Source organism: Caballeronia sp. GAWG1-1 (assembly GCF_023631465.1).
Taxonomy (GTDB): domain Bacteria; phylum Pseudomonadota; class Gammaproteobacteria; order Burkholderiales; family Burkholderiaceae; genus Caballeronia.
On record NZ_JALQDB010000028.1, the window covers coordinates 183,370 to 195,448 of the forward strand.

Genomic DNA, 12,079 nt, shown 5'->3' on the forward strand with positions numbered 1-12,079 from the left:
CCGCCATTCAACGCGATGATTCCTTGACGCTCTGATTCGATGCACCCTGTTCCTGCGCCGCGTCATGCACGTCCCATCCGCCGCCCAGCGCCTTGACGAGCGCGACAGACGTGGTGTGTTGCTGGCCACGTATCTGCACATCCTGGCGCTCGCTCGTGAGCAATTGCTGCTGTGCGGTGATCACGTCGAGATAAGCGACGAGGCCGCCCGAATATCGATCATTGGCAAGCGAAAGCAGACGCTGCGAGTCGACCACGGCCGCATGCGATTGCTTCGCCGCGCCATCCAGCACCGATAACCCGACGATACCGTCCTGCACCTGCTGGAACGCGCCGAGAACGGTCTGACGATAATTCGCCTCAGCCGCCACGTAGCCTTCGCTCGCAAAGTCGACGGCAGCGGAACGCCGGCCGCCATCGAACACGACCTGGCTCGCCATGGTGCCGATGGTCCACAAGAGGCTTGGCGCGGAGATGAGACTCGAGAACGCGGTGCTCTCCCAGCCGACGTTACCGTTCAAGGTCAGGCTCGGAAAGAATGCAGCCTTGGCGACGCCGATCTGCGCATTCGCCGAGGCCATCGAACGCTCCGCCGATGCCACATCCGGCCGGCGTTGCAGCACGTCGCTCGGCAGGCCGAGCGGTATCGACGGCACCGGACGATCCTTGATGTCCGCCGCGATGGAGAACTGCGGCGCGGGCGTGCCGACGAGCGCCGCAATGGCGTGTTCGTATTGCGCGCGCTGGTTCAGCAGCAGTTGCGCCTGCACGCGTGTCGAGTCGAGTTGCGACTGCTGTTGCAGCACGTCGAGACCGGATACCGCGCCCAGATCGTGCTGCGAGGTCACGTAATCGAGCGCTTTCTTTTGCAGCCCCACGGAGCGATTCAGCACGTCGATCTCGGCATCGAGTTCGCGCATCGAGAAATAGCTGCTCGCGAGTTCCGTGGTGAGAACGAGCCGCGCGTTGGCGAGATCGTCGCGCGATTGTTCCGCCGTTGCCTGTGCGCCTTCCACTTCGCGGCGAATGCGTCCGAACAGATCGAGGTCATAGCTCACGGAAGGCGCGAGCTTGATGTCGTTCTGAACCGTGCTCATGACCGGCGTGTTGTAGCTCGTGACCGGACGATTCTTCGATACGCGCAGACGGTCGGCCTGTGCGCCGAGATCCACCTCGGGCAGCGCGAGCGATGAGGTTTGCGCGAGCGTTGCGCGGGCCTGTTCGTAATGCGCGACGGCGGCCGCGAGCGTCTGATTCTGCGCGAGTGCTTGCGTCTCCAGCGTGTTCAGCGTGGCGTCGTCATAGCTCGTCCACCAGTCGAGCGCGAGCGGCGCGTGCGAAGGTTCGCCGACTCGCCAGTACGAGTCGGTTTGCCAGTCGGGCGGCGTCTCGGCGACGGGGCGCTTGTAATCGGGGCCGACGGTGCACGCCGCGAGCATCGTCAACATGCCGATGGCAACGATGCCTCTCATGACGCGGCCTTTTGATTCGGAGTCTGCGGATCGTGCTGATTCTGCTGCTTCTGCGGCTGGACCACGACATGATCGCCGTCCGCAATGGAATCGCTCGGATTGATGATGATCTTGTCGGTCGGCTCGATACCGCTCTCGATTTCGAGCGACTGCCCGAGATCCTGCGCGATCACGATCTTGTTCAGATGCACATGGCCGTTCGAGTCGACCACCGCGACGCGCGGTCCTTCCGCACGAAAGAGCAACGCATTGCCCGGCACGAGCAGGCGTGCATGGACGACGGCTGGCACGGCGACCTGCACATAGGCGCCGGGACGCAGGCGCTGATCGGCGTTGGGCAGCGTGACTTCGACTTGCAGCGAACGCGTGGGCACGTCGATCGCGCCGGAGATATGCGTGATCTTGCCGTGGAACTGCTGACCGGGAAGCTCGGCCTGCATCACGACCACCGACTGACCGACCGACACGTTCTGCGCATACGCCTGCGGCAACTGCACGAACACGCGCAGCGGGTCCGACTGCGCGAGCGCAAAGAGCGCGCGGCTCGCGCCACTGCCCGCGTCGATGAGATCGCCGACATCGACGTTGCGCTGCGTGACCACGCCTGCAAACGGCGCGACGATGCGCTTGAACGATTCGAGCTGACGCAGACGCTTCACGTTGGCGTCCGCGGCGGCGAGATTGGCCACGTCCTGGTTATACGTGCTCTGACGTTCGTCGAGTTCCTGCTGCGAGACGGCATCGCGCTGACGCAGTTGTTGCCAGCGTTGCAGCGAGCTTTTCGCAAGGCCCAGGCTCGATGCTGTCTGATCGCGTTGCGCGACCGCCTGCGCGAGCTCCTGATCGATTTCAGGGGTATCGAGATCGGCGAGCAACTGGCCTTGCTTCACGCGTGTGCCGATATCCGCGTACCAGTGCAGCAGATAACCCGTCGCGCGCGCATAAATCGGCGATTCGACGAAGCCGCGCAGCGTACCCGGCAAGGTCGTGTTGCCGCCGCCATCGGTCTGCGTCGGCGCGACCACGTTGACGTATTGCTGGGCGTTCTGTTGCGTGCGCGTGACGACCGAGCGGTTGTGAATCATGTCGCTGATCACGGTGCGCGCCGCGCCGAGCGCGAGCAGCGCAAGCACGATCACGAGCGCGATCTTCGCGCGTTTCCATTCGACATGGCGCGGTGGCAGCGCGGGTCCTTCATTCGGATCACGCGCGGGAATCGCGAGCGAGGCGTGGTTCTTTTCAGTCATGTTCGTCGGAGTGCCTGGATTGAATTCAGTGCTGCGTGTTCGTGTCGTCGGACTGCGCTTCGCCGTGCGGTTTCTGGCCTTTGCGTTCCGCGCGTTTAGCAAGGCGCGCGTGAATACCCGCGAAGACGAGCGGCACGAAGAACAGCGTGGAAACCGTGGCAAACAGCAAGCCGCCGATCACCGCGCGGCCGAGCGGCGCGTTCTGTTCGGCGCCTTCGCCGAGACCGAGCGCCATTGGAATCATGCCGATGATCATCGCGAAGGCCGTCATCAGCACCGGGCGAATACGGCTTGCGCCTGCTTCGAGCGCGGAGGCGAGCGGCGGCACGCCCGCTGTCAGACGTTGCCGCGCGAACGACACCATCAAGATACTGTTGGCGGTGGCGACGCCCATCGTCATGATCGCGCCCGTGAGTGCGGGCACGGACAGATGCGTGCCGGTGAGAAACAGCATCCAGACGATACCCGCGAGCGCCGCCGGCAACGCGCTCACGATGATGAGCGGATCGACCCACGACTGGAAGTTGACGACGATAAGCAAATACACCAGCACGATCGCCATGGCCACGCCAACGCCCAGCCCGAAGAACGATGTACGCATGGTCTCGACCTGACCACGCACGTTGATCTGCGTGCCGCGCGGAAGCGTGCGGCGCGCTTCATCGACGAGATGATTCACCTGACGCGCCACGCTGCCGAGATCGTTTCCTTCCACGCTTACGAAGAGATCGATCACGGGACGGATGTTGTAGTGCGAGACTTCCGCGAACTGATTCTGCGGCGAGACACGCACGAGGTTGCCGAGCAACTGCGTCGGTCCCGTGAGCGAGGCAGACACAGGCGTGCGCAAGAGTTCGTCGACCGATGAAACCTGATACTGCGGCGTCTGTACCGCGAGGTTGTATTCCACGCCATTCTTCGGGTTGAACCAGAATCCCGGCGACGTTTGCGAACTGCCCGATAGTGAAACGAGCACGTTCTGCGCGACATTGCTTGCCGAGAGATTGAGCTGCTGCAGACGCGTGCGGTCCATGGTCAGGTTGATGACGGGTTCGTCGAGCTTCTGCTGGATGTGCGTATCCACGTTGCCGGGAATCATGCGGATCTGCTTCATCAGCTTGGCCGCGACCTGAAAGTTAGCTTGCTGATTCTGGCCTTGAATCTGCACGTCTACGGCGGCGGGCAAGCCGAAGTTCAGAATCTGCGTGACGATATCCGCGGGCTGAAAGAAGAACTCCACGCCGGGGAATTTCTGCGGCAAGAGCGCGCGCAGTTCATCGATATATTTTTCGGTCGGCGCGTGATCTTCTTTCAACGCGACCTGTATCTCGCCGTCGAGCGTACCGATGGTGCCCGAGTTGCTGTACGAGAGATTGATACCGCTATAGGGCAGGCCGAGATTGTCGAGGATGGTATCGAGCTCATCGGCGGGCACGACCTGACGCACGACCTTCTCGACTTCATCGGCGAGACGCGCGGTTTCCTCGATACGCGTGCCCGTTGGAGCACGCATGTGCATGCGGATGTCGCCGGCATCGACCGTGGGAAAGAAGTCCTGGCCGAGCACGAACACCAGCGCGGTGGAGATGAGACAGAAGCCGAGAAAGAGCGAACCGTAGAGCCGCCGCTTCACGAGCAGGCTGCTCAGAATCACGATGTATGCGGCGCGCATGCGCTCGAAGCCGTGATCGAACCGGCGATGCAGCCGCATGAAGAGATTCGGCTTCTTCTTGGCATCGGGTGCATGCGCGTGGCCCATCAGCAGCATGGCGAGCGTCGGCACGAGCGTCCGAGAAAGAATGTACGACGCGATCATGGCGAACACCACGGCTTCCGCGAGCGGCACGAATAGGAACTTCGCCACGCCGGTCAGGAAGAACATCGGCACGAACACAATACAAATACACAGCGTCGAGACGAGCGCGGGCACGGCAATTTCGCCCGCGCCTTCGAGAATCGCTTCGTGCAGATCGGTGCCCATGTGCAGATGGCGTTCGATGTTCTCGATGGTGACGGTGGCGTCGTCGACGAGAATGCCCACCGCGAGCGCGAGCCCGCCCAACGTCATGATGTTGATGGTTTGCCCGAGCGCATGCAGCACGATCAACGACGAGAGAATGGACAACGGAATCGAGATCGCGATGATGCAGGTGCTGCGCCAGTTGCCGAGGAAGAGCAGGATCATGGCGGCCGTGAGCGCGGCGGCGATCAGCGCTTCGCGCACCACGCCCTGCACGGCGGCTTTCACGAACACCGATTGATCGAAGAGCGCGGTGATCTTGATGTCTTCCGACAACGACGAACGCGCTTGCGGCAGGAGACCCTTCAACGTGTTGACGATAGAGAGCGTCGATGAATCGCCGTTCTTCAGCACCGAGATCAGCACGCCGCGCCGGCCATCCTGACGCACGACGTTGGTCTGCGGCGAGAAGCCATCGCGCACGTGCGCCACTTCACGCAGATAAGTCGTCGCGCCGTTCACGGTTCGCACGGGCAGGTCGTTGAGGCCTTCCACGGTGGTCGGTGAACCGTTCATGTTGATGGTGAATTCTTTCGGCCCGATCTTCGCCGTGCCGGTCGGCAGAATCAGGTTCTGCGCGTTGACGGCGCTGACCACATCGGTTGGCGTCAGGCCTTTGGCGAGCAGTGCGCGTGTGTCGAGGTCGATGGAGATGAGACGCGACTTCCCGCCATACGGATACGGCACCGATGCGCCCGGAATGGTCACGAGCTGTGGGCGCAGGAAGTTGAGCGCCGTATCGTTGAGCGACTGCTCCGACTCCTTGGGACTCGACAATCCAAGCTGGATCACCGGAATGCTCGACGCTGAATAACTGATGACGAGCGGCGGCGTTGCGCCGGGTGGCATCTGCTTGAGCTGCGCCTGTTCGACGGCCACCGTCTGCGCGATCGCCGTCTGAATGTTCGCGGTCGGCTGCAAAAACAGCTTGATGATGGCGATACCCGGCAACGACTGCGACTCGATATGCTCGATGTTGTTGACGGTGGTCGTGAGACTGCGTTCGTTCACGGACGTGATGCGGTTGGCCATGTCCTCGGACGAGAGACCCGTGTACGTCCAGATGATGCTGACAACCGGAATGTTGATCTCCGGAAGTACGTCCACCGGCGTCGTCAGAATGACGAATGGCGTGGCCAGCAGGATCATGATGGCCATTACGATGAACGTATAAGGCCGCTTCAGCGCTACGTTGACAATCCACATTGAGGCGTTCGGAAGAGCGAGGGAGGGACGCAGGTGCTTTCACGCGCGGGACGAGTCTCGAAGGCGGGTCGGTGAGCCGCCTTCGGTGCCCTATGGTAGTGGCAGCGTACCAACGAGATAATGACGCGAAAATGGCGATTTCGTCATCTTGCGTGAAATGAAAGGCGTGCGTAATACTAGGCGCTCGAAAGGAAAGCCGGCAGCGCGCAATGGAAGGTGAACGTAATCGGAAAGTACGTCGATGCATCGCGCGAAAGGCAATGCGAGTACCGCAGTGAGACGGCGCGGGATCGCTTCAATTCAGCGGCAGCCGCGCTGGCCTCGTTCGGAATGGCGTGACTGTTGAATGACGTTATTGCGGAGTCTGGCCGAGCGGCGTGGTCGTCATGGTCGGTTGTCCCGACGCGGACGAGCCTTCCGACGATGCGCCATACGACGGGTTCGAGACCTTCTGTTCGGCGGCCTGGATATCGTTCGGGTAAAACGCATCGCGCTCCGACGGGTTGTAGCCGGCTTGTTCGACCTTGACGAGATCCTGTCTGACCTGTGCACGGGTGAGTCCTTCGCTTTGAGCAAAGGCGGCAAGTGGCGCTGCGGCCAACGTAACGATAGCGATGCGAGCGAGTAGTTTCATGGCGAACTCCCTGAAAAGTTAAGGACGATTCGCGGCGTGCGGTTTCGTGGTTTCGAGCGTCATGAAGCTCGTTACACCCACCACCGCCACGGCACCGATTCTATGTCTCGCATCGTGACGAGATGCTGGCGGTCAAATGGCGCTTTGGTCAGATTGAAGCATGCGCTGTCACAAACGTTTTCGCCTGTGGCGGCGAGCGCCCGATGATAGACTCGCGAGCTTCGAGCGTCCTGTAAGACAAAGGCATGGTTCGTTTCAGTGACGCTCGCTTTCGTTCAAACATCTTTCGTTTAAACATCGACACCGGGACCGTCAATTGCCGTTCAAGCTGCCGACCACGGCCACCGCGCCATTCTGTCCGTCTGAAGTCAAAGGCTCCGTCGCCGTCGCGCCTGGCGCGTCGTTCTGGAAAAAGCTGCTGCAGTTCGCGGGGCCGGGGCTGCTCATCTCCATCGGTTATATGGACCCGGGCAATTGGGCCACCGATATCGAAGCCGGATCGCGCTATGGCTACGACCTGCTTTTCGTGGTCGTGCTTTCGAGCCTTGCGGCGATGGTGCTGCAATGTCTGTCGATGCGCCTCGGCATTGTCACCGGACGCGATCTTGCGCAGCTATCACGCGAACGCTACGCAAAGCCCGTCGCTCATGCGCAATGGGCGCTCGCCGAACTCTCGATCATCGCGTGCGATCTCGCCGAAGTGCTCGGCGGTGCGCTCGCGTTTCACTTGCTGTTTGGCTGCTCGCTGATGTGGGGCGTGATCTTCACCGCGTTCGATACGCTCATCGTGCTCGGTCTCAAGGGCAAGAACTTTCGCGATCTCGAAGCCATCATGCTGGGTTTGATTGCGACCATCGGGCTTGGTTATATTGTCGAACTCGTGCTCGTGAAGCCGCATTGGGCTTCGGTCGCCGCAGGTCTCGTGCCTTCGATCAGCCTCTTCTCGCAGCGCGAGCCGCTGTATCTCGCCATCGGCATTCTCGGCGCAACCGTGATGCCGCATAACCTCTATCTGCATTCGTCGATCGTGCAAACGCGCGTGGTTCAGCGCGATAAGAAGAGCCTGGCGTCGGCCATCGGCTTGTCGCGCATCGACACTATCGTCGCGCTCGTGCTTGCGTTGCTCATCAACGCGGCAATTCTGATTCTCGCGGCATCGGCGTTTCATGCGACAGGGCATACGCAAGTCACCGAGATCGAAGATGCCTACAAGCTGCTGGCGCCTATCGTCGGCACCGGGCTGGCCGCGGTTCTATTCGCGGTGACGCTATTCGCTTCGGGACAAAGCTCGACGTTTACCGGCACCATCGCGGGCCAAGTCATCATGGAAGGCTTCCTGCACTTGAAGATTCCGTGCTATCAGCGGCGTTTCATCACGCGTGCGCTCGCGCTCGTGCCCGCGCTGATCGGCGTGTATGCGATGGGCAACGGCGCGGTCGGCAAGCTGCTGGTCGCGAGTCAGGTCGTGCTGAGCCTGCAATTGCCGTTTGCATTGTGGCCGCTCATTCGCATGACGAGCGATCGGACGCTGATGGGCGAGTTCGCCAATGCCATGACCACGAAGCTGCTGGCGTGGCTCTTGTTCGTCGTGATCAGCGTGGCGAATGTGTGGCTCGTCGTGCAGACCGTGAGCGACTGGCTTTCCTGAGCGCATGAAAGAAAGCGCCATGCACGCGTGATTTGTGCATGGCGCATCTGTCGATGTAGCCTGGAGGTTACTTGACCACCGCTGCCGGTGCGGTCGATTTCGCCGCCACGGCCGCCGGAATCGCGGTTTCGGGAGGCAAGGTCTGATCCACCGTCGTGCGGCCGCCATCGCGGAAGAATGCCTGTTCCGCAGCCTTGTTCAGCACGAGAATACTGATACGGCGATTGGTCGGTTCGTCGGCAACGTCCTTATTGAGCGGCAGCGCATCGGCGAGACCGCGCACCTGAAGAATCTTGCTTTCCTTCATGCCGCCGCTGACCAGCGCCCGGCGCGCGGAGTTGGCACGCTCGCTCGACAGCTCCCAGTTCGAGTAACCCGTTTGATTGCCGGAGTAGGGCACGGCGTCCGTGTGACCGGCGATAGACACGCGGTTATCGACGTCATTCAACGACGCGCCGATATTCGTGAGAATCGTCGTCACGTAGCTTTCGAGCTTGAAGCTGCCCGACGCGAACATGGGCCGCTTGAGCGAATCGACAATCTCGATACGCAAGCCTTCGCTCGTGATCGCGATCCGAATCTGATCCTTGAACGCTTTCAGTGCAGGCGTCTGTTCGATCAGCGCTTGCAGCTTCTGCTTCAGTTGCTGCAGGCGCTGCATGTCGTCCGCGGCGACGGCGGCACGCGCGATTTGCGGCGGCACTGGCTGCGTCTGGCTCTTCTTGCCTTCGCCGGGACGCGTGCTCGACAGATCGCGTCCGCCGCCCGGAATCACGCTCGTGTGCGCGGATGCGCCGCCGTCGTTGCCGAAGAGCGCGGAAAGCGGTGTGTTGAAGTAATCCTCGATGCCTTCCTTGTCGTACTTCGACGTGGAGCCCAGCAGCCACATCAAGAGAAAGAAGGCCATCATCGCGGTGACGAAGTCGGCGTAGGCAATCTTCCATGCGCCGCCATGATGACCGTGTCCGTGCGCCTTCTTCTTGCGGCGCACGATGATGGTCGGCGCGAGCACGGATTGCAGCGGATCGCGTGAAGGTTTCTCAGCCATGAACGTGTTTTCCGGTAATGAGCGCGAGCGGCTTTAAGCGGACTTCGGCATCTTGGTGGCGCGCACGGCGTCGTCCAGTTCCTTGAAACTCGGACGGTCCGCCGTGAAGAGCACCTTGCGGCCGAACTCGACGGCGATGGTCGGCGCGTAGCCGTTCATCGACGCGAGCAACACGGACTTCACGCACTGGAACGGCTTGGCTTCGGCCGCGCCCTTTGCGTTGAGCAAGTCAGCGAGCGGTCCGAAGAAACCGTATGCGAGCAGAATGCCGAGGAAGGTTCCGACGAGCGCACCCGCGATCATCTCGCCGAGCACGGCGGGCGCGGCGCCGACCGAGCCCATGGTGTGCACCACGCCCATCACCGCCGCGACGATACCGAACGCCGGCAAGCCGTCCGCCATCTTCTGAATTGCGTTGCCGGCAATCGCGCTTTCGGTGTGATGCGTTTCGAGTTCTTCGTCCATCAGGTCCTGCATTTCCATCGCGTTGACGTTGCCTGCGGACATCATGCGCAGATAGTCGACGATGAATTCGAGCAGATGATGATCGTTCATCACGTGTTCGTACTTCTGGAACACGGGGCTGGCTTCGGGAGCATCGACGTCGGCTTCGAGCGCCATCATCCCTTCCTTGCGGGCCTTTTGCAGCAGCTCATAGAGCAGCGCGATCAGCGCAAGGTATTTCTCTTTCGTGTAGGCGCCGCCCTTAAAGGCCTTCGGCAGACCTTGCAAGGTCTTCTTGAGCGTTGCGGTCGGATTGGACACGACGAACGCGCCGATTGCCGCCCCGAAAATACACAGCAACTCGAACGGCTGAACCAGCGCCGCCAGATGCCCGCCGACGCCGATAAAACTCCCGATCACCGAACCGATGACCACTACCCAACCGATAATGACAAACATGATCTCTCCGCAAGAAGTCAGGGCGTCGCGAGCACTGCGAGCTCGACATGAGACACGCACGGCACGCGAAACTTTATTGGCTTGTTGATGGCTTTTAACGGCGCGGACCACCCGAGATTTAGGGTTACGCGCGCAAAGATTTCTGCGCAATGGTTTGCGAGGTAAATGTTACGACGGCATTCGGCGCAACTTTGACCGGTCATTACGCGTCAGGTAATGGATCGCGGATGGACGAATCGACTAACATCGGCGGCATGAATTCGACTCTTGCGTTCGTTGCATCGAGTGTTGCGCCGCCCGCGACGGTCGGCGCGCTGTTGCGTGAATGGCGCCAGAAACGGCGCATGAGCCAGCTCGACCTGGCTGGCGACGCCGATGTATCGACGCGTCATTTGAGCTTTATCGAATCAGGGCGATCGTTGCCGAGCCGCGAGATGCTCATGCGCCTGGCCGAGCAACTCGATGTGCCGCTGCGCGAGCGCAATACGCTCCTGATGGCGGCGGGTTATGCGCCGCTATATCGCGAACGCCCGTTCGCCGATCCGCAACTCGATGCCGCGCGCCGTGCCGTCGAACTCGTGCTCAAGGGACACGAGCCGTATCCGGCGTTGGCCGTCGATCGTCACTGGACGATGATCGCTGGCAACGCCGCCGTGTCGGCGCTGGTTGCGCTCGCGGCGGATGCGTCGCTACTCGCGCCGCCCGTGAACGTGCTGCGCTTGTCGCTGCATCCACAGGGCTTGGCTCACGCAATCGAGAACTGGCACGAATGGCGCGGGCATCTACTGGCGCGTGTGCGTCGGCAGATCGAGGTTTCTGGAGACGCCACGCTCGCCGCGCTGCTCGTGGAACTTGAGGCGTATCCAACGCCGCCGCATGCCGGCAAGGCGAGGAGTGCCGAACTCGATCCCGTGGTCGTGCCGCTGCGCCTTTTGACGCCGCACGGCACACTGTCGTTTCTGAGCACGACGACGGTATTCGGCACGCCGGTGGACATCACGCTATCCGAGTTGGCAATCGAGGCCTTTTTTCCCGCCGACGAATTTACGGCTACCGCGCTCGCGGAGATGTCGTTGCGCTCACGGCCATCAGCTTACAAAATTGAACCTGACGACGCGGCGCGAATCAATGAATGAGCACCCGGCGTTTTAGCGAAGCGGCTAACCATGGCTTTTGTCCAACCAACGCGGAAGACAGCGATGATTCAAACATTCGAACAAGTAATCGGCGGGCAAAGCATGCAGTTCTGCGCGAGTATCGCGGACGGCGGCGGTCCCCGGCGCGTCATCATCAGCCGGGCGGATTCGGCGGAATCGCTCGTGATCGTGGAGGCGGGCGGCATTATCGGTGCCATCAAAGCGGAAGTCGAGGCGCCGGATACGTTCGTCGCGGATGCCATGAAGCGGGCGCAGGAGGAAGGCTTGATCGAGCGCGCCCTGCAGACGGGTGCCGTGCAAACTACGAATTTGTAATTCTGGTTTGAACGGCAACGACGCCCGCGCGGCGATCTTCGGTCGCGCGGGCGTTGTGCTTTCTGTGTTTGGATGATAGTGCTAGCCACATAGCGCGCTGCTTAGGCTCCTGGCCTGCCGTCTCTGCGGTCAGTTAGGCGTGACCTCGACCGGCGCCGGCATTCAGCGGAGTCGCGCGATCTATTTCACGAAAGCAGCGCCGCTCGAACAACGCGCGCCTTCAAAGGCGCGGCTGCCCATTCCTCGGATCGGCGGGAACGAGTGGCGTCGCTGAATCCGGGCCATCGGGCATGTCCGGATCATCGGGATTCGGCGCCGCGTCGGGGTCGAGCAGCTTGTCCGGGTCTGGTTCCATCGGCTCTTCGGGTGAGCGGGGCATCGTCGACATGATGGGGTGTTCTCCAGAGTATGCAGTTCGTGTGTGACCGGC

Annotated in this window: 10 protein-coding genes; 3 read left to right on the plus strand and 7 right to left on the minus strand. The window is 61.4% G+C overall.

What is annotated here, in order from left to right; all coding sequences use genetic code 11:
• Positions 1-7: 7 nt before the first annotated feature.
• From NCT03_RS17185 to NCT03_RS17200, 4 genes are all read right to left on the minus strand, one after another.
• A complete protein-coding gene (locus NCT03_RS17185) occupies positions 8-1,471 on the minus strand; it encodes an efflux transporter outer membrane subunit (protein ID WP_244828487.1) in 1,464 nt (487 codons plus the stop codon).
• The gene (locus NCT03_RS17190; RefSeq protein WP_250493245.1) at positions 1,468-2,718 is read right to left on the minus strand and encodes an efflux RND transporter periplasmic adaptor subunit; all 1,251 of its coding nucleotides are present in this window, start codon (positions 2,716-2,718) and stop codon (positions 1,468-1,470) included. Before NCT03_RS17190 ends, NCT03_RS17185 begins: the two co-directional genes overlap by 4 nt.
• A 25-nt stretch (positions 2,719-2,743) precedes the next feature.
• Complete coding sequence (locus NCT03_RS17195; RefSeq protein ID WP_250466742.1) at positions 2,744-5,944, minus strand: efflux RND transporter permease subunit; 3,201 nt, start codon at positions 5,942-5,944, stop codon at positions 2,744-2,746.
• A gap of 352 nt (positions 5,945-6,296) precedes the next feature.
• A complete protein-coding gene (locus tag NCT03_RS17200; RefSeq protein ID WP_244828483.1) occupies positions 6,297-6,578 on the minus strand; it encodes a DUF4148 domain-containing protein in 282 nt (93 codons plus the stop codon).
• A gap of 316 nt (positions 6,579-6,894) precedes the next feature.
• On the opposite strand from NCT03_RS17200, the gene NCT03_RS17205 reads away from it, so the two are divergent.
• Complete coding sequence (locus NCT03_RS17205) at positions 6,895-8,226, plus strand: Nramp family divalent metal transporter (RefSeq protein ID WP_250493246.1); 1,332 nt, start codon at positions 6,895-6,897, stop codon at positions 8,224-8,226.
• Positions 8,227-8,293: 67 nt separating this feature from the next.
• Here the strand turns inward: NCT03_RS17205 and motB are convergent, their stop codons facing one another.
• Together motB and motA are read right to left on the minus strand one after the other, a co-directional pair.
• Positions 8,294-9,274 carry a flagellar motor protein MotB gene (gene motB / locus NCT03_RS17210; RefSeq protein WP_244828478.1) on the minus strand — a complete coding sequence of 327 codons (981 nt, stop codon included), beginning with the start codon at positions 9,272-9,274 and terminating at the stop codon, positions 8,294-8,296.
• Positions 9,275-9,307: 33 nt separating this feature from the next.
• Positions 9,308-10,177 (minus strand): flagellar motor stator protein MotA, encoded by an 870-nt coding sequence (motA, locus tag NCT03_RS17215; protein WP_244828477.1) that lies wholly within the window; start codon positions 10,175-10,177, stop codon positions 9,308-9,310.
• Positions 10,178-10,431: 254 nt separating this feature from the next.
• Here motA and NCT03_RS17220 point away from each other — a divergent pair, with 254 nt between their 5' ends.
• Both NCT03_RS17220 and NCT03_RS17225 read left to right on the plus strand, forming a co-directional pair.
• Positions 10,432-11,313, plus strand: coding sequence for a helix-turn-helix domain-containing protein (locus NCT03_RS17220; RefSeq protein ID WP_502800385.1), 882 nt, complete (start codon positions 10,432-10,434; stop codon positions 11,311-11,313).
• Positions 11,314-11,376: 63 nt separating this feature from the next.
• Complete coding sequence (locus NCT03_RS17225) at positions 11,377-11,649, plus strand: hypothetical protein (protein WP_250493248.1); 273 nt, start codon at positions 11,377-11,379, stop codon at positions 11,647-11,649.
• A 220-nt stretch (positions 11,650-11,869) separates the two neighbouring features.
• Here NCT03_RS17225 and NCT03_RS17230 read toward each other — a convergent pair whose 3' ends face one another.
• Positions 11,870-12,037 (minus strand): hypothetical protein, encoded by a 168-nt coding sequence (locus tag NCT03_RS17230; RefSeq protein WP_244828474.1) that lies wholly within the window; start codon positions 12,035-12,037, stop codon positions 11,870-11,872.
• Positions 12,038-12,079 lie beyond the last annotated feature (42 nt).